Raw genomic sequence first — 17,748 nt, 5'->3', positions numbered from 1 at the left:
ATCCCCAGCGGGGATAATATGGAGGAGCCGTATGCGATGACCCGCACGTACGGATCTGTGAGAGGCGCATGAATCATTCATGCGCCTACTCGATTCTAAAAAGAATCTTATTTGAATTTATTCGGGAACTGCTTCACTACAGCTGAAGAAATTGAATCAGCCATCAGGATGATGTGGGAGACACCGTCATCAATGGAGACGATTCTCGCACCCCAATCTGATGCTAAGCTTGCGGATAGATCGTCTGTGACAAGTTTTAAATGCATATATAACATTTTTCTAAGGTCTTCCTTATTTAAATTAGGGTTGGCACCGCTTAAGAAAACAGCTATGTCATCCGCATTTTTGTACCAGTCTTTGTTTAACTTATCCACGAGCGGTTTATTTCCTTTTTTGGCAGCATCGACAATTTTTCCTGCAATGACGATATGCTCCGTTAGCAAGTCCGCTAATTTATTCCAGCTTTTTCACCATATACCGGCTTCACAGCATTTCCGATATCCTTTTGATTTTGCAGAAGTCGAGTCAGCACCTGCTGCTGATCCTTGGAACCTGCCGTCGTCGCACTTGTAATATAATTGCTTGTCCACAGAACATGGTCAAACCAAAGCCGCCTGAATTGATTCTTGAACGCCGTCTCGGATTGACTGATGCACTGTGCTTGCGGTTTTGCGTAAGCCATGTTTGGAACAATAGCCATGTTTAAAGAAAGCAGCATAATAAATCCTATCAACCATATTTTTTTCATAATAGTTCTCCTTCCAAAATTAGATAAATCCCCTTTTTATTATGGATAATCCGAGTTTTTCTATGCCTGAACAAGCCGGTAGGAAAAATATGTTAATATAAAGGTGATGGGGAGAGGGTAATGTGAAAAGAAAATTGCTATTGGCTTTATTACTGGTTATTTCAGTCTTAACGGCATGCAGCAGTTCTGTAGACGAAATAAAGGACAGCCCATTATATAATGGACGAAAACTAGTAATCGGTGTCGTGGGGAATGCGCCGGAAGTCAGGGAGAAAAATATTGAATTTAAGAAACTTACGCTAGATGATTTGAAGAAGGAAAATCTATCAGCGAAATACGATGCTGTGTTTATTATGAAGAAATATTTATCAGAGGCATCCGAAGCACCGTATGCAAAAATCTATAGAAACGCTGGGGTTCCGTTTTTCTTTATGGGATCAAAAAAATCCTACGTACCTTTTGTAGATGAAGAAGTTGAGTACAAGGACTATCCCGATACAGGATCAGCGGTATATGCCGATGGATATTACGAATCAGGCATAAAAGGGAGTAATTGGGAATTCGGGCTATATAATGATGCTGTAAATAAAGTGAACGTTCAGGATGTTTACTCAAGAATTTTTACAAAGGTTGATAGTATTGATGACCATACATAAAATTTGTTTACAGGAAAGGAGATGTTGTGATGCAGACGATTCCTGATCACTTGAGTGAAGGACTCGACATCGTGTTCATCGGATTCAATCCGAGCATCATGTCCAGTGAGACGGGCCATCATTATGCCAATCCTACTAACCGCTTTTGGAAGATTCTTTATCAGGCAGGATTGACTCCACGGATCTATCACCCTGAAGAAGATGGAAGCCTCCTTGAACTTGGGTATGGACTGACGAACATCGTAGAAAGGCCGACAAAGGATGCCACACAAATAACGAAAGAAGAATACCGGGAAGGCAGAATTTTATTGAAAAGGAAACTGGAGAAGTATCGTCCCAAGATTGCCTGCTTTGTCGGCAAGGGAGTCTATCAACAGTATTCTGGTAAGAAAAAAGTTCCATGGGGCTATCAGGAAGAATCGACAGTCCTTGGCGTCCGTGATTTTGTTGCGCCTTCTTCAAGCGGACTTGTGCGGATGAAGGTAGAGGAGATCGCGGACATTTATCAAATGTTGTTGGATGTGGGATGGCGGGGTTGAGGTGGACGTTATACATAGAGAAGAAAAAACGGATGAGAGGGTAATTTAATTGACCATGTGGGAGAAGAGATTATTAAATACGGCACGTGGAGTTTTTGAAGTGTTCACTAAGGGGGAAGGACCGCCTATTTGTGTAACGCATCATTACTCCGAGTTTAATGAGACCGGAGATTATTTTGCAGAGGCATTTACAGGTAGTCATAAAGTATTCCTAGTAAATTTAAGAGAGACAGGACAATCCGAAAAAGCAAAGGAAGCCTATCAATTGAGTATGTTAGAAACCATATTTGATTTAGAGGCAATCCGCGAAGTATTAGGTTTTGTAAAGTGGGGATTCGCAGGGCATTCTACCGGAGGAATGCTGGGAGTGATTTATGGAATCTATTTTTCAAGAAGTCTGGAATTTAACGTAATTGTTGGGGCAGCTGCGAGAGAATATACGACATTCTCCAAGGAAAGCATCTATCATTCAGAACACCGAGATTATCAAAGAATGCAGGATTTAAATGAGATGTTGAAAAGACCGGATTTGTCTGTAGAAAAAAGAAATGAACTAAAGGCTGAACGAATCAAGTTTTCATTATTTGCCCCCGAAAGATATGAAGAGATTTTTTCTCGAAATATTAGTAAAGGGATGTCTGCTATCCGAATGAATTTCTTTAGTAGGGAATTACAGATTTTTGACGTTACTAGAAAGCTGGCGTTTATATCTGCTCCCACTTTAATCATTTGTGGAAGATATGATGTCCAGTGTCCGTTAATGTACTCTGAGGAGATGCATGAGGGGATTCCTGCCTCAAAATTAGTTGTATTCGAAAATAGCAATCATTACCCATTTTTAGAAGAAGCGGAGCGGTTTGCTGAGGTCATGGATGTGTTTTTAAAAGAAATTGATCTTCAAGGATGAAAGATGTTAAGAGAAAAAGGGGGAAGAGGCATGCTAAAGCTTTTTGTCACCAGGCATGGGGAAACAGTTTGGAATACGGAAAAGAGATTGCAAGGTTGGAAGGACTCGGATTTAACCAAAAAGGGGGAAGTAAATGCGGAATCCTTGGGCTGTCGTCTAAAGGATATTGAGTTTACATCCATTTATTCGAGTCCCAGCATAAGAACGGTCAAAACGACTGAAATCATTAAGGGTGAGAGGGAGCAGGAAGTTTTCACAAATGAAAATCTCCGTGAAATCCACCTTGGGGAATGGGAAGGCCAGACTTACGATGTATTGGAAGAACAGCATCCTACTGAATTCCAGGCATTCTGGAATACGCCGCACTTATACACTTCAGATTCCGGAGAAAGCTTCTACCAGCTGCAAGAAAGAGTGCAGAGGTTTTTGAATCGCATTCAAACAGAGCACACCAGCGGGAATATCCTGGTTGTTACGCACTCTGTATTTATCAAAGCATTATTGACTCTTCTCAGAAATAAACCTATTGAGCAGCTATGGGATCCCCCGTTCATTCATGATACGAGTTTGACTGTCATTGAAATGCAGGATCGGGCTTGGGAAGTAAAAATAGAAGGGGATATCTCCCATCGGGATGAGCAGAATGCCAGGGTAGCAGAATCAGCAGGGAAGTGATTTATGAAAGGGAGGTCCTCCATGTCAAAAGGACTCATTCACCATATTGAATTGTATGTTTCTGATTTAAAGCGTTCTGTCGAGTTTTGGGGCTGGCTTCTAGAGGAGTTGGGCTATGAGGTTTTTCAATCATGGGAAAAAGGGCAGAGTTGGAAGTTGGATGAAACGTATATTGTATTTGTTCAAGCTGAAGAAAAGTATCTGGACATCCCTTACCACCGATGCCGTGTCGGACTGAATCATCTTGCTTTTCATGCGAGTTCGCGCCAGCATGTGGATGAGATTACACAAGCGTTAATGAGTAAGGGGGTAAAAATCCTGTATACGGACAAGCATCCCTTTGCAGGAGGGGATCAGTATTACGCTGTATTTTTTGAAGACCCGGATCGGATCAAGGTGGAGTTGGTAGCGCCATGACCTCTAATTTTAGGGGTCTTTTTTTGTTTGGTTTTTTCAAATGGGCTCGCTGGATTTTTCCATGGAAAGGATAGTTGAGCGGTTAGCGGCGAAAGTGCGGGGGTTGCAGTTGAAAGTTGAGGGGTTATCTCAGAAAGTTCAGCGGTTGAGGCGGAAAGTTGCGGGGTTAGAGCGAATAGTTGAGGGGTTAGTGCGAAAAGAGCAGGGGTTCATCCAAGAAAGTGCGCCGGTCAAAGCCAAAAGTGGATTATCACGCCACAGAACTACAGAGAGGAAGCACAAGAACCGTCCCCGTGATTCCCAAAACACAAAATTTTTATAACTTTTGGAATATTTAGGGTATAAAAAGGATTTTTTTGGTAGGATAAAGGAGCCTAGTAATTTTAAACACCAATTAAGGAGGGATGTACTTGCTAAAGGTAAACAATGTAACGAAGTTTTTCCATAAAAACAATAAGTCTTTTTGTGCTGTAGATAGTCTTGATTTACATATTTCACCTGGTGAAATCTATGCATTTCTTGGTCCGAATGGGGCGGGCAAAACGACGACAATTAAAATCATTGCCGGCCTGGTTCAAGCAGATAAAGGAAATGTATTGATTAATGGTCAGGATACCGCAACACATAAGAAACACTTGAATGAAATTGGTGCAGTATTAGAGGGCAATCGGAATTTGTATTGGAGAATGACACCGATTGAAAATTTATGCTACTTTGGCGGCTTAAAAGGAATGAGGTCAAAAGAGGCACAAACATACGGAAGACAGCTGCTAACCAGATTTGGACTAGAAAATAAGATAGAAACAACTGTTCAGCAATTGAGTCGCGGTATGCAGCAAAAAGTGGCGATTTGTGCAGCGTTGATACATAAACCAAAACTGCTTCTTTTAGATGAACCGACGCTAGGGCTGGATTTTGAAGCCTCTGAAAAAATCAAGGAGCTAATTTTGGAGATTGCCAGAACAGGGGTGAGTATATTGCTGACGACTCATCAGCTGGATGTGGCCCAGGAATTGGCCGATCGAGTGGGGATCATTAGAGGTGGGAAGCTTGTTTTGGAAGGAATCACAAATGAAATCCTCCAGCAATATACGAAAAATGAGTACACCGTGACGGTAGGAAATACCGTATCAGCTGAAACAAAGCAATTCCTGTTAGAAAAAGGAGCCGTGTTCCATAACGACTCTTCCTTTAAAATATCATTTAAACAAAAAACAGAAATCTATGAAATTATTGCATTGCTGCATCCAAATCCAATCATCAACATTGCGCTCGCAGAAGGAAGTTTAACAGATGTCTTTAAAGAAATGATAACCGTTTAGGAAAGGGGTGAGGTCTTTGATCATTACTACATTCATCGCGGAATTCAAAAAAGAGTGGATTGACATGAAACGGTATCCTATTGAATGGGTCAGTTCATTGATTCTCTTGATCGTCATTTTCTATGGAATATTTTTAGGGGCAAGCTATATCAGCGGTAAGATGATTCAAGGAGAAAATCTATCTTATACTATTGTAAGCTACGCCCAGTACACTTTACTGATGGGGCCTATTTATTTGATGGGGCTTGGGATTGTGAGAGAAGCTCAACATGGGACATTGGAACAGCTCTTTTTAGCTCCTGTCGGTATTAGTTCTATATTAATTATAAGATCAGTTGTGACATTCTTTTATCAAATCATTATGATGTTAGTCATATTGGAAGTGATCATGTTATTGACAGGTAAACATCTGAATATGAGTTTTGCCATTATCATTCCTCTTATTACAACCTATCTAACATCGATCGGTATAGGATTTCTGATTACAAGTATTGCGGTTGTATCAAAACGAATCTCACAATTTCTTGATTTACTGCAGTTTGTGTTCCTTTTCTTAGTGATGATTCCATTCACAGATTTTAAAGGACCATTTCAATGGATCGCAATCCTCGTCCCGTATGCACCATCCAGTGGTTGGCTGCGGGATGTGATGATTCACAATCGAATGGGAACCCCATTAATCGTGATGGTAGGCGGTATACTTAACGGCATCCTTTGGTTATCCCTAGGACTATTCATATTCAAAAGATGTGTAAAAGTGGCTAAAAGAAGAGCTACGTTGTCCCATTATTAATTACATTAAGGTAAGAGTAGTGTTTAGCAAGGATAAGTGCATATTTCTAGTCCAGCATATAAGCCAATGATAAGGAAAATTATTCCTCTTCATTGGTTTTTTTCATCACATGAAAAGTTAGGCTGTTAACGGCAAAAGTGCCTCGGTTGCAGCGGAAAGTTGAGGGGTTAGCACGAAAAGTGCAGCAGTCAACCCTGGAAGTGCACCGGTTACCGCCAAAAGTGCCGAGATAGCCTCCAGCCGACCATTGATAAAAAAACAAATTTTCTTGCGAATTATTCGGTGAACCCACCGTTGTACATAATGAAGAGCTTTTCAAAAACAAAAGGAGAAAAGAAAATGGCCGTTTCTAATCGGAATTTTATTAAGCGTTTGAAAAAGCAAAAGGAAGATGCATTGGAATATGTGATTGATGTGTATATGCCTTATGTGAAGGCGATTACCATGAGAATTTTGCAGCCCATTGGCCAGCGGGATATGGTGGATGACTGCATCAATGAGGTGTTTTTGGAGGTTTGGAAAAACAGTCATCAATTCAACGGAGAAGTAGAAGATTTCAAGAAGTGGATAGGTGTGATTACGAAGTATCGAGCCATTGATTTTTACCGCGTCTATGAGAAGCAGGCAGCGCGGGAAGAAGAGTTGGATGAAGTCGAATCTATAGCAGACAACAGGCATAATGATTTGCTCGAGAGGGAGAAAAGGAATGAACTGCTGTTCGAGTTAAGCAAATTGGATGAAGTGGATCGGGAAATTTTTATGATGAAATACTATGTAGGACTTTCGAATGGAGAGATTGCAGAGTCGCTGCAGTTAACGAAATCAGCGGTCGATAATCGATTGTACCGTGGCAAGAAGAAGTTGGCGAGAACGATTCAATTGAAGGAGGGGTTTACCATATGAGCGAGGTTAAGAAATTAGTGGATATTTCAATAGATGACATTGAACCGGTGGCGGTCAGTGAATTAGAGAAGAGGCGCGTGAAGCAGCACGTTCTTGGGAGAAAGAAGAAGCGAAAACCTTATCAGGGCATTGCGGCTGCGGCAGTGATTGTCATCGGTGCCGGGATTGCAGGAAGTTTTGCAGCTCCATCCCTCGCCACGCAGATTCCGATCATCCACAATATAATGAGCTACTTTACGGAGGAAGATTCTTATAACGAGAACTTTGCCAAAGTGGCAGCTGACATTTCTCAAACTCAAACGAGCAACGGAGTGTCGGTCATGATTGAAGATGCTGCATTTGATGGTTCATCGATTACGGTTTCCTATGCCATTCAAACGGACAAAGAGCTTGGGGAAACCCCCTATTTAAAGGTTCCCTTCGATGTTAAGGGCTCTGATGGAATGGGAAGTTCTGGCCGGATTGAAAAAATTAACGAAAATACTTATGTTGGTACGGAAAAAATAACGCCACATTTTAAAGGAAAAACTCCTGATAGCCTGGTCATGAGATGGGAGCCTAAGGCATTTGTTAATATGAAAACAAATGAATCTGTTAAGGGCGATTGGAAATTTGCTTTTAACGTTCGTTCGTTAGAAAACAAGAAAGTGGTTGTGAACCAAACTACTGAAGCAAATGGCGTCTCGGTCTTGATTCAGTCGCTTGAAACCAATGATCTATCAACGATTATCCATTACAGCCGCTACGTCGATGACAAAGCGATCCTTGAGAAGTGGCCGGATGTTTCAGTAGAAATCAAATCGGCTGTCGATGATCTGGGGAATTCCTATAAAGTGGACAGCAACGGTGGCATCAGCCGTGACAACGGTATTTCGTTTGATGGAAGCAGTACGATCAAGTCTGTCGATCCAAAGGCGAAGTCGCTAATTGTGGTCCCCGTCATCTACTTCTCTAAAGGTTCTGGTGATGGCCTTGAAACGAAAGAGATGGATCCGATTCAAATTGAGTTGAAATAGTTTTTAAAGGGCCTGCCTTTCGGTGCGAAATGTGTAATTTCGCATCGGAGGGTAGGTTTTTGTTTTCTATAAAAGGGAAGTTGAGCGGTTAGCGGCGAAAGTGCGGCGGTTGAGGCTGAAAGTTGAGGGGTTATCTCGAAAAGTTGAGCGGTCAACCATGAAAGTGCACTGGTAACCACCAAAAGTGTCGAGATAGCCGCCCGCACCTCAAAGTGAGGAAGCACAAGAACCGTCCACGCGCTTTCTTTTTGTTGCAAATACAACAAAAATGAGTTATATTCAAATTAAAATTGTTGCATTTACAACAATAACGGTAATAGGAGGTCGTGATGATGGAGATTCTTCGTGAAATCGGAATGATTGCCAGGGCTTTGGATTCTATCAGCAACATTGAATTTAAAGAGTATGACCTGACAAAAGGGCAGTATTTGTACCTTGTGCGGATATGTGAAAACCCAGGAATCATTCAGGAAAAGCTGGCTGAATTGATAAAAGTGGACCGTACAACGGCTGCCCGCGCGATAAAAAAGCTTGAGATAAATGGGTTTATTGAAAAGGTAAATGATGAATACAACCAAAAGATTAAAAAGCTTTTTCCGACAGAGAAAGGGAAGAATGTATACCCATTTATAAAAAGAGAGAATGATTACTCCAATCGTGTCGCGTTAGATGGATTTTCTGAAGAAGAAGCGAATACCCTTTTTCAGCTTCTTCAAAGAGTAAGGGAAAATGTTGAAGTCGATTGGGAACTCGTGAAAAAAGGTAATAAAAGAAATTATTAAAAAGGAGCGCATAATACAATGGCCATGAGCATAAAAAAGTGTACGATAGAAGATTTGCCGATTCTTCAAAAGATTGGTTATGAAACGTTCAATGAAACTTTTAAGAATCAAAACTCGCCCGAAAATATGAAGGTGTATTTAGAGAAAGCATTTAACATGGAACAAGTGAAAAAAGAATTATCAAATCGTTCATCTGAATTCTATTTTGTAGTTTCTAATGGTGAAATAGCCGGGTATTTAAAGCTGAACACCAATGAGGCGCAATCGGAGTCAATGGGGGAAGAATCACTCGAAATCGAGAGGATTTATATAAAAAAGGAATTTCAAAAACACGGTCTTGGCAAATTCCTGTTTAATAAAGCGATGGAAATTGCGATGGATAGTAAGAAACAGAACATCTGGCTGGGCGTGTGGGAAAAGAATAAAAATGCAATTGCTTTCTATAAAAAGATGGGGTTTGAGCAGACGGACACCCACTCGTTTTATATGGGGGATGAAGAACAAACCGATTTAATTATGGTGAAATCACTTCATTAAATATTGAATAAGTGCTTGTCCCTGGTAGAGGGGCAGGCGTTTTTCTGGGGGTTGTTGATTTCCATATTTAGGTTAGTTGAGCGGTTGTCAGCCAAAGTACGGCGGTTGAACCTGAAAGTTGAGGGGTTACGGCGAAAAGTTGAGCGGTTGACGTCGAAAGTGCGGGGGTCTTGGCAGAAAGTTGAGGGGTTACCGCGAAAAGTGCGGCGGTCAGCAGGGAAAGTGCACCGGTAAAAGCCAAAAGTGTCAGGGGAATTCTCTACTGAAGGTAGGAATACAGGTGGTGGATTGATGAGATTATTTAGTGCTTTCCGAATTTCTTTAAAAACTGTTCTTGTCCGCCAACAGCTTGTACAATCACCTTTTTAAGGCTTTGATCAAGCGAATTAATGATAGTATGAGAACGCTTATTAAACAGATAGTTGTTGGTGAATTTCATAGTAAATAGTGTGACTTCCTTTCCAGTGTTAGGGGCGATGATTGTTACTTTCTTAAAATCATTATCGAAAGTTAGGAGATTTGCAGCATTCATAGCAGCAGCTCCAGCTATGAATGCATCATTTGATTGCAGGGGAATGGACTTTGCAAAGTTCAATCCAGTTTCGAGAGAGGAAAAGGCAGGAGCGGTGAGATTGAATAGCCTAGATAGAATCAGGTCTTCTAAATGTTTAATTGATTTTTTATTGTAGTATCTTAATAGCTTGGGATTTTTATGATTTTTTACAACTTTAGCAATGAAAGTACCCCGTATTTCGTCTTTCTTATTGTTATACTCATGCCTACTGGGAGTATGATGAGATAACCAATCCCTATGTTTCTGACTGTTTAGCCAATCTTCAAATTGTTCTTCTGTATAAATGCCTCGTGCTAGGACATCAACTGCTTCAGAAAGAAAGATTTCATTGATAAATAGTTTCGCTTTCTGCTGGATGAGATAGAGGGTGTGTATAACTGTGGAGAGGTGATAGGAATGAGAAGGGTTAATAAAGGCTATAAGATAATTGGTATCCATAAAAAAAGCATCCTCGGAATAATCTCTTCCAGGGACGCAATAGTCTTCAAGGTAGTGTATAGTCATGATTCTTTCCCTCTGACTTCCCGGCAGATTTGATCAGAATGTTCACCAATATTAACAGATCCGATAGACTTTGAAAGAAATTTAAGTTGTTCATCGAAGGAAAGTTCCTCTTCTGATTTTATCAATGGAGTTTGTGTCGGCATCGCTTGATCATCCTCCTTGTTCATCTTTACACCCCCTTACAATAAGAATTCCCAAAATTCCTTATTATAAAAGGTATGTACTGAATATATCTCTATTCTATAAAATAAGAGTTTAGTTTACAACTATTTCCTATTGTTGGGGTTTATTCAGTTAATCAGGTCCTGAATGGAATAAATCATGTGTGTAATTTCCATAAAAAGGTTAGTTGAGGGGTTAGCGGTGAAAGTACGGGGGTTGCGGCTGAAAGTTGCGGGGTTATCTCAAAAAGTTGAGCGGTTGACGTCGAAAGTGCAGGGGTCCAGGCAAAGAGTTGAGCGGTCAGCCGCAAAAGTTGCGGGATAAACGTCAAAAGTGTCGAGATAGCGCTCCACTTTAAAAGAACAAACACAGAAAAGGAAGCACCAGAACCGTCCCGGTGCTTCCCGGACAGATGCTTCAGCAGCACTCAGTTTTCTTACTATCTTCTGCTTTAATATCTTCTTTTACTTCTTCAATTTTCACATTGCAGCAAGAGCTTTCTTTCTTTTGAAATATGCTTTTTAAAATACTCATCTTAAAACCCTCCTAATTAAATGATGTAGAATAAAAATCCTGATAATGTTGACATCGTAAAGACGGAGCCGACGAATGCAAAGACTAGTTTTTTCTTGAAGATGCTGTTTAATAAAGTCAGTTCTGGCAGACTGGCACCGGCGGAACTGATCATCAGGGCCATGACAGGACCCAATGCCATTCCCTTGGCAATCATGATCTGCGAGATCGGAATCATGGTAGAAAGTCTGATGTAAAGCGGGATTCCGATGATTGCAGCGATCGGTACAAGCCACCACTTATCACCTCCCATAAATGTTGAGATCCAGCTGGTCGGAACGGCTCCGTGGATGAATGCGCCGATGAATGCCCCGATCAGCAAATAGGGATAGACGCTTTTCATTAGTTGAAGCGTTTCTAGCAAAGCGGCTTTCAGCTGGAACTTTTTAATCGGTTCTTCATAGCCTTTGACGACCACATTTTTGATCTGTTCTTCAAAGCCGAACTCTTCCAGTGCAAAGCCGATGATCACGGAAAGGATGGACGTGATTACTGTATATGCGGCTGCGACTTTAACCCCGAGTACAGCTGCCATAAGTGTGATGATGGTCGGATCCAGCACAGGTGATGAGAATAAGAAGATCATGACGATGCCAAACCGGATTTTCTTGTTGAGCAGATTCACGACGACTGGGATGGTGGAGCATGAGCAGAATGGCGTGATAAAGGCAAATCCTAAAGCGACAAGTGCACTTACCAACGGATGGCTCTTTCCCATCAGACGCTCCATTTTTTCATAAGGGATCAATCCTTGGAAAAGATTGATGAGAAAAGATATACCAACAAACAAAACCGTCAATTCTATAGCGATTGATAAAAAACTATGAAATACTTCAGACCACATCGTCAATTCCCCCTAATAGTTAAAATTCACAGCATACTTTTTCGATTTTAAAATCACAGCAATCAGGCTTTGCAGCAGCGGCTCTTTGGCGTTTTAAGTCCTTCTTGAAGCGGATTGCTGCGATTTCCATCTCCAACATCTCTCTTTTCATTTCATAAAAAGCTTTCAATTCCATTTCAGTAAAATACATCGTGAACACTCCTTTTTTATTTGCAATTTGCAAGTATTAATTTTTATTTTAAGAGCAAACTGAATTTGCTCTTAAAGTAGTGGTTTACAACAAACAGTTGACTTAGCCATAGCACCGTTGAGAAGGTGGATTGATTTAATCACCATATCCCGTTCAAACTCGCTCATATTGGAAAAGACCTCGTTTAGGTATTCGTTCATGTCCGCATCGATTTTCGCAGCAACATACTTTCCTTCTGTGGTGAGGGAGAGCTGATAAACACGTCGATCCTCAGGAAGCGGGGATTTTTTGACTAGCCCCATTTTGACCAGGGTCTGGATTTGCCTGCTGAAGGTTGTGATATCCACTGCAATCGTATCTGCCACTTGTTGCATCGAAGGCTTATCATTCCGCAGTATTTCATAAAGGATATGGCTTTGCACCATGGAGATTTCTGTTCCGCCAACCTGGCAGCAGTTCTTATTCAAAAGACCAAAGCGCCTAGTCATTACTTGAAACATTTCTCTGAGATTTTCCATTATTTTCACCTCTTGATTTATTTATACGCTTATTATTTGCGAATTGCAACTTATTTTTATTGCGAAATGCAAATATTTTTTGAAAAAAAATAACCCTCTACTCCCTTATTAAAATAAGAGGGGGAGAGGGGCTGCGTTATTGAGACTTAGTTTGATTTTTCCATGACAGCAAAATAGTTTCCTTCATCATCCGAGAAATTGAATACTTTGCCTGATGGCATGGTGACCATTTCGCCAACGGTTACCTGTTTGTTTGATAAATCGCTGTGAAGCTGATCCAGGTTGTTAGAGAAGAACATTAAAGATGGTGTGCCAAGATTCAACTCAGGCGACATTTTTGCAATGAATTCTTTGTTGTGCAAAATGATACTCGTTTCAGCACTTGCCGATGGCGCCACCTCGATCCTTCTCAATCCTTGGCCATTGTCTTCTTCTGAAACCTTAGTGAATCCCAATTTCTCAGTCCAAAATTCTACAGCCTTATCCTGATTGTTGACGTACACCATGATCTGCCCGACCTTATGAATCATTCTCATTCCCCCATTTTAGGTAGTCATTTCACCTATCACTATTCTACAAGGGAGATGGGTTTCCTTTTTTAGGTGCTAGAAATTAGTGCAGAAAGATACAAAAGCTCTTTTAATTTGCCGGCTGCGCCGGATAGTTGGCAAGGAGGGATGGGTTTTGGGAGTGGGGAGAAGGTTTGAACGCGAGGCTTTGATTTTCCGATAAAAGGGAAGTTGAGCGGTGGGCAGCGAAAGTTCGGCGGTTGTAGCAGAAAGTTGCGGGGTTAGCTCAAAAAGTTGAGCGGTTGGCGGCGAAAGTGCGGTGGTCGGGGCAAAAAGTTGAGCGGTCAGCCGAGAAAGTTGCGGGATAAACGCTAAAAGTGGGGAGCAGCCACCAATACCAAGCAGGCCCCCGCGTATTTTTCCACCTCTTTTTCCCATCTTGACACCCAAATTTTTCTAATAGATGATGAATGTAATAAAAGGATGTGAGAATTCTATGAATCTGCAAAATCATCATTATTATTTTCTCGCTTTAAGAAAGGCATATAGAAACTTTGACAATCATAGCGAAATTCAGGTTTCGATGAATAAGTTGATGGATATTTTCTTTTGTACGCAAAAAAACGCCAAAATCATTGTGAAGAAATTGGTGGATGAGGGGTTTATGGAGTTCCGGCCAGGCAAGGGGCGCGGCAACTTATCTACGATTCTATTCTTGGAGTCGCTGCAATCGAGCCTGCTTAAACAGGTGGAATCTCTTATTGATCATCAGGAATTGACGTTAGCGTTGGAGCTGGTGAAGGAATTCGGCTCAGGGACGGCTGTTGAAGATTATGTCCACAGCTGGATTCGCGACTATTTTGGCTATCAAAGAATCCAGTCTTCCGAAGATGAGTTGGAAGTGCTGCGGTTTCCCATCTTCAGGCCTATCACCACATTTGATCCCACTAGAGTGTTCTTTGATTTGGATGCGCATCTTGCAAGTCAGGTGTTCAGTACCCTCGTTCAATACAACCACGAGACGGAGGCATTTGCACCGGCCCTGGCTCATCACTGGGAAAGCAATGATTCGAAAACACGCTGGTCATTTTATTTGCGGAAAAAAATACAGTTTCATAATGGGAAAGAATTGACTGCTGAGGTGGTGAAAGCTTCACTGGAACGGGTGAAAAACTCTCCCCACAGGTGGCTGGTCCAAGATGTTTCAGAGATTGAAGTGGAATCAAAACACACAGTGAGTATTGAGTTGAATCGCCCTAATCACTTGTTTTTGCAGTATGTGGCAGCTGTGCCGATGTCGATTGTACATCCTTCTGATTTTGATGGTGAAATCAAATGCCCTGCTGGCACGGGACCATTTGAATTTGAAAAAGCCGAGGCTGATTCCTGCACGCTGACGGCTTTTGAAAATTACTACGGATTCATGCCGCATTTGGATCGAATCGAAATTATAAGGCTTACTGAGGATATGCAGGAAAATAGAATGGAAGAGTCAAAGATTTTCTTGAATACGGATGAGACAAATGCACTCCCTTCAAAAGAGTGGAAGAATCGGTCTTCTATTTTTTCCGGCACCAATGTCCTTCTTTTGAATGCTTCCAAAAAAGGTCCCTTGGCAAACGAAGAGTTCAGGCAGACCATTCAAAGGATGATTAATAGGGAAGAATTTTTAAAAATCGGCCATTCGAGAACGGGGCCTGCTTATGGGTTTAATGTAACTGATCGAAGCAAGGCAGCTTCAGCAATGGCAAAAGCAATTGTCCCTCTTGATGAAAAAATCACCTTAACACTGATCACTTACAAAAGGCATGAGGCAGACGCCAACATTTTGAAAAAAATGCTTGAAGATTTCGGAGTGCAGCTTGTCGTGAAGATTATGGATTGGGATCAGATTCTTTCCAAAGAAGTCCTGCTTGAAGCGGACTTTGTCATGTTTGAGGGAACTCCTAATGAAGGGTTGGTATCGATCTTTGAACTCTTACTTTTTGAAGATGGATTCATCTACCCGTTAATGACAGATGATTGGAAAGAAAAAGTGGCTGCCTATGTGAACCGGATCAAGGAGGAAGCGGAGCAACAGCGGAGAATCGAGATGTATGGAGAACTGGAAAATGCTTTGGTCGAGTCAGGCGTGCTCATTTTTCTGGTCCACAAACAGCTGGACATTTCCTATGACTACGCATTGGAGGGAGTCAAAATCACTCCTAGGATGTGGGTGGATTTTGGAGAGTTGTGGTATAAGAGTTCCTCTATTTAATTTTACAAATTAATTCATGGGGTGAAGTGATGAAAGACAAAGTAAAAGAAACGTTCAATCAACTTGCTAAGGTATACGAAAACAGTGTGGACACTGACAGCTTATATAATAGCCAATATGAGAGACCAACAATGCTAGAGCAGATACCTGAAGATTTAAGCGGTAAAAATGTTTTAGACGCCGGGTGTGCGGCTGGATGGTATACCAGACAGTTAGTCCTTAAAGGAGCAAGTGTTACAGCAGCGGATATTAGCCCTGAGATGATTAATTCTTCAAAAAAGCGCATTGGGGAAACGGCTAAGGTTATTTGTTTAGATTTAAGTGAGAAACTACCTTTTGATGATAACTCATTCGATTTTATTTTAAGTTCACTTACATTGCATTACATAAAAGATTGGGATAAAACCTTTAGTGAATTCCAAAGGATATTGAAGCCAGGAGGTACCCTGTTGTTTTCGGTGCACCATCCTATGACAGATATAAAATTACTCCAGGAACCTGGCTATTTCTCAACGGAATTAATAATTGATCAGTGGAATAAAGAAGGTAAATTATATAAAGTTCCTTTTTACAGAAGACCTCTAAGTACCATTTTAAACACTACACTTAGCTATTTTTCTATTAAAAAAGTTATTGAGCCGCAGCCTACAGCTGCATTTAAAGAAATAGACCCTGAAGGTTATGAACGGCTTATGAAAAGTCCACAATTTTTAATCATTAATGCAGTTAAATGATTTTATATAAAATAATCCGTATACTCAAAGCTTTTGTAATGGTAAGCAGTCCATCTAATGAGGAGAAAAAATAGTAATTAAGCTCAAGGGGGATTAAATTGATTACCGAAACTAAAGGAACTTTACGATTAATCAGAACGTCTCAATATATAAATGGATTTAGAAAATTTAAAGTATATTTGGATAACAAGCGTATCAGTGATATACGAGATGGTGAAGAAATTGTAGTACCAATCGAAAACGGAAAACATGATTTGTATATATCGATTGATTGGACTAAAAGTAAAAGGATTGAATTTGAAATTAATGAAGAGGAAGAGGTTCAACTATTGTGTGGTTCTCCAATCAGGGGAAAAAAGTTTTTGATTCCCTTCTTACCCTTGATAGGGTCTTTTGTTCCGAAATGGTTCTTATTCGTTAAAAAGTTGTAAGAAGAGAATTGTAGGCTTTATCGATAAAGTGTTTTTTTATAGAAAGGAGGCAGAATCATGGGAGATTTTATTTTTCAGCTGGGGATGATTCTTGCCATTGTGGTCATCGCCACGTATGTCTTTAAGGTATTCCGCAGCAAGTGAATTATTTGAAACTTTTTCCTTTTTGGCTCGTAGTATAAGTTATACGGGAGGGATTTTCATGTTTGAACAAATAAATGAGAGGCTTGTTGATGTGAAACAAGACTTGCGGAAAAAAGAGAAAGCGGAAGTGCAGCTGAAGGATTATCAGAAGGAATTGAAAACGATGGAGCAGACGATTTCTCGACTGAGAAAACAGTTTGAATCGGAGAAAAAGGATGTTGAGAAGCTGGAGCGCGTCAGCCTGACAAACCTATTTGCCACATTGTCCGGCAAGAAGGATGAGAAATTATCTACTGAACAGCAGGAAATGATTGTCGCCCAGCATAAGCTGGAAGAAGCGGAGAAAACGAAGAAAGACATTCAAGCCGCCATGCAGGAACTCAATTTTAAACTGACCAGTTTGGAGAATGTGGAGGATGAGTACCGCCAGCTTCTTTTCGAAAAGGAACAGATGGTTACATCGAGCTTCTCGCCATCAGCTGAAAAAGTATTGAATATCAGTGAGCAGGAAGGGAACCTGAAGGCAACCATCACCGAGCTGGATGAGGCAATTACAGCTGGCTGGCACGTGGAGAACAGGCTCGAGCAGGCCATCAGATCGCTTGAGAAAGCTGAGAACTGGGGAACATGGGATATGTTTGGCGGCGGGATGATCTCAAGTATGGCCAAACACGATAATATCGACAAGGCAGAAGACCATCTTCATCAGGCACAAAGGAGCATGCGCACATTTCAAAAGGAATTGCTCGATGTCGAAGAAACAGCCCAACTGGAAGTAGGCATTTCCGGAATGCTGAAATTTGCCGATTTCTTCTTCGACGGATTCATCGCAGACTTCATGGTTCAGGGGAAAATCCAGGACTCATTGGATCAGGCGAGAAGCCAGCTGGATTCAGTTCTAGAAATCACAGACAGATTGAAGGATCAAAAGGAAGAAAAAGAGCGTGAGTTAAAATCAGTCCAAACACAAAAACGTGAGCTGATCGAAAGCTTGTAGACGACGGAGGTAATTA

The 17,748-nt window shown here is 41.1% G+C and carries 21 protein-coding genes and 1 pseudogene; 15 read left to right on the top strand and 7 right to left on the bottom strand.

The window, feature by feature from the left end; translation table 11 throughout:
• Window positions 1-107 precede the first annotated feature (107 nt).
• Window positions 108-748: pseudogene (locus DFR59_RS18800) on the bottom strand (glycosyltransferase).
• A gap of 122 nt (window positions 749-870) precedes the next feature.
• Here DFR59_RS18800 and DFR59_RS18795 point away from each other — a divergent pair.
• The 11 genes from DFR59_RS18795 (at window position 871) to paiA (ending at window position 9,295) form a co-directional block, all read left to right on the top strand.
• The gene (locus DFR59_RS18795; protein ID WP_114747202.1) at window positions 871-1,404 is read left to right on the top strand and encodes a hypothetical protein; all 534 of its coding nucleotides are present in this window, start codon (window positions 871-873) and stop codon (window positions 1,402-1,404) included.
• A 29-nt stretch (window positions 1,405-1,433) separates the two neighbouring features.
• Window positions 1,434-1,943 carry a mismatch-specific DNA-glycosylase gene (locus DFR59_RS18790; RefSeq protein ID WP_114747201.1) on the top strand — a complete coding sequence of 170 codons (510 nt, stop codon included), beginning with the start codon at window positions 1,434-1,436 and terminating at the stop codon, window positions 1,941-1,943.
• 55 nt (window positions 1,944-1,998) lie between these two features.
• On the top strand, window positions 1,999-2,850 hold the full coding sequence (locus DFR59_RS18785; protein ID WP_114747205.1) for an alpha/beta fold hydrolase: 852 nt from the start codon (window positions 1,999-2,001) through the stop codon (window positions 2,848-2,850).
• A 30-nt stretch (window positions 2,851-2,880) separates the two neighbouring features.
• Complete coding sequence (locus DFR59_RS18780; RefSeq protein ID WP_114747200.1) at window positions 2,881-3,525, top strand: histidine phosphatase family protein; 645 nt, start codon at window positions 2,881-2,883, stop codon at window positions 3,523-3,525.
• Window positions 3,526-3,546: 21 nt separating this feature from the next.
• Window positions 3,547-3,942: a VOC family protein gene (locus DFR59_RS18775; RefSeq protein WP_114747199.1), complete on the top strand. Its 396-nt coding sequence runs from the start codon at window positions 3,547-3,549 to the stop codon at window positions 3,940-3,942.
• Window positions 3,943-4,352: 410 nt separating this feature from the next.
• Window positions 4,353-5,264: an ABC transporter ATP-binding protein gene (locus DFR59_RS18765; protein ID WP_211318575.1), complete on the top strand. Its 912-nt coding sequence runs from the start codon at window positions 4,353-4,355 to the stop codon at window positions 5,262-5,264.
• Window positions 5,265-5,280: 16 nt separating this feature from the next.
• Window positions 5,281-6,057 carry an ABC transporter permease gene (locus DFR59_RS18760; RefSeq protein WP_114747196.1) on the top strand — a complete coding sequence of 259 codons (777 nt, stop codon included), beginning with the start codon at window positions 5,281-5,283 and terminating at the stop codon, window positions 6,055-6,057.
• A 339-nt stretch (window positions 6,058-6,396) separates the two neighbouring features.
• On the top strand, window positions 6,397-6,960 hold the full coding sequence (locus tag DFR59_RS18755) for a sigma-70 family RNA polymerase sigma factor (RefSeq protein ID WP_114747195.1): 564 nt from the start codon (window positions 6,397-6,399) through the stop codon (window positions 6,958-6,960).
• On the top strand, window positions 6,957-7,976 hold the full coding sequence (locus tag DFR59_RS18750; protein WP_114747194.1) for a DUF4179 domain-containing protein: 1,020 nt from the start codon (window positions 6,957-6,959) through the stop codon (window positions 7,974-7,976). Before DFR59_RS18755 ends, DFR59_RS18750 begins: the two co-directional genes overlap by 4 nt.
• A gap of 329 nt (window positions 7,977-8,305) precedes the next feature.
• Window positions 8,306-8,758 (top strand): MarR family winged helix-turn-helix transcriptional regulator, encoded by a 453-nt coding sequence (locus DFR59_RS18745; protein ID WP_114747193.1) that lies wholly within the window; start codon window positions 8,306-8,308, stop codon window positions 8,756-8,758.
• A gap of 18 nt (window positions 8,759-8,776) precedes the next feature.
• Complete coding sequence (gene paiA, locus DFR59_RS18740) at window positions 8,777-9,295, top strand: spermidine/spermine N(1)-acetyltransferase (RefSeq protein WP_114747192.1); 519 nt, start codon at window positions 8,777-8,779, stop codon at window positions 9,293-9,295.
• Between the two features lie 301 nt (window positions 9,296-9,596).
• On the opposite strand, the gene DFR59_RS18735 is transcribed toward paiA, so the two are convergent.
• The 6 genes from DFR59_RS18735 to DFR59_RS18720 form a co-directional block, all read right to left on the bottom strand.
• Complete coding sequence (locus tag DFR59_RS18735; protein WP_114747191.1) at window positions 9,597-10,373, bottom strand: PIN domain-containing protein; 777 nt, start codon at window positions 10,371-10,373, stop codon at window positions 9,597-9,599.
• Entirely contained in the window at window positions 10,370-10,540 is a 171-nt protein-coding gene (locus DFR59_RS20175) for a hypothetical protein (RefSeq protein ID WP_158538443.1), read from the bottom strand. Before DFR59_RS20175 ends, DFR59_RS18735 begins: the two co-directional genes overlap by 4 nt.
• A 545-nt stretch (window positions 10,541-11,085) precedes the next feature.
• Complete coding sequence (locus DFR59_RS18730; protein WP_114747190.1) at window positions 11,086-11,952, bottom strand: permease; 867 nt, start codon at window positions 11,950-11,952, stop codon at window positions 11,086-11,088.
• A gap of 19 nt (window positions 11,953-11,971) precedes the next feature.
• Window positions 11,972-12,142: a hypothetical protein gene (locus tag DFR59_RS20170; protein WP_158538442.1), complete on the bottom strand. Its 171-nt coding sequence runs from the start codon at window positions 12,140-12,142 to the stop codon at window positions 11,972-11,974.
• 71 nt (window positions 12,143-12,213) lie between these two features.
• The gene (locus DFR59_RS18725; protein WP_114747189.1) at window positions 12,214-12,660 is read right to left on the bottom strand and encodes a MarR family winged helix-turn-helix transcriptional regulator; all 447 of its coding nucleotides are present in this window, start codon (window positions 12,658-12,660) and stop codon (window positions 12,214-12,216) included.
• Between the two features lie 146 nt (window positions 12,661-12,806).
• The gene (locus tag DFR59_RS18720) at window positions 12,807-13,190 is read right to left on the bottom strand and encodes a VOC family protein (protein WP_114747188.1); all 384 of its coding nucleotides are present in this window, start codon (window positions 13,188-13,190) and stop codon (window positions 12,807-12,809) included.
• A gap of 475 nt (window positions 13,191-13,665) precedes the next feature.
• Here DFR59_RS18720 and DFR59_RS18715 point away from each other — a divergent pair, with 475 nt between their 5' ends.
• The 4 genes from DFR59_RS18715 to DFR59_RS18700 all read left to right on the top strand — a co-directional run bounded on the left by DFR59_RS18715 (window position 13,666) and on the right by DFR59_RS18700 (window position 17,732).
• Entirely contained in the window at window positions 13,666-15,426 is a 1,761-nt protein-coding gene (locus DFR59_RS18715; RefSeq protein WP_158538441.1) for an ABC transporter substrate-binding protein, read from the top strand.
• A 29-nt stretch (window positions 15,427-15,455) separates the two neighbouring features.
• The gene (locus tag DFR59_RS18710) at window positions 15,456-16,160 is read left to right on the top strand and encodes a class I SAM-dependent methyltransferase (RefSeq protein WP_114747186.1); all 705 of its coding nucleotides are present in this window, start codon (window positions 15,456-15,458) and stop codon (window positions 16,158-16,160) included.
• Window positions 16,161-16,258: 98 nt separating this feature from the next.
• Window positions 16,259-16,591 (top strand): hypothetical protein, encoded by a 333-nt coding sequence (locus DFR59_RS18705; RefSeq protein WP_114747185.1) that lies wholly within the window; start codon window positions 16,259-16,261, stop codon window positions 16,589-16,591.
• 202 nt (window positions 16,592-16,793) lie between these two features.
• Window positions 16,794-17,732, top strand: a complete 939-nt coding sequence (locus DFR59_RS18700) for a hypothetical protein (protein ID WP_114747184.1) — start codon at window positions 16,794-16,796, stop codon at window positions 17,730-17,732.
• The last annotated feature ends 16 nt before the right edge of the window (window positions 17,733-17,748 follow it).

Source organism: Falsibacillus pallidus (assembly GCF_003350505.1).
In the GTDB taxonomy this organism is placed as follows: Bacteria; Bacillota; Bacilli; order Bacillales; family DSM-25281; genus Falsibacillus; species Falsibacillus pallidus.
This window is presented reverse-complemented; position numbering and strand designations above follow the sequence as displayed.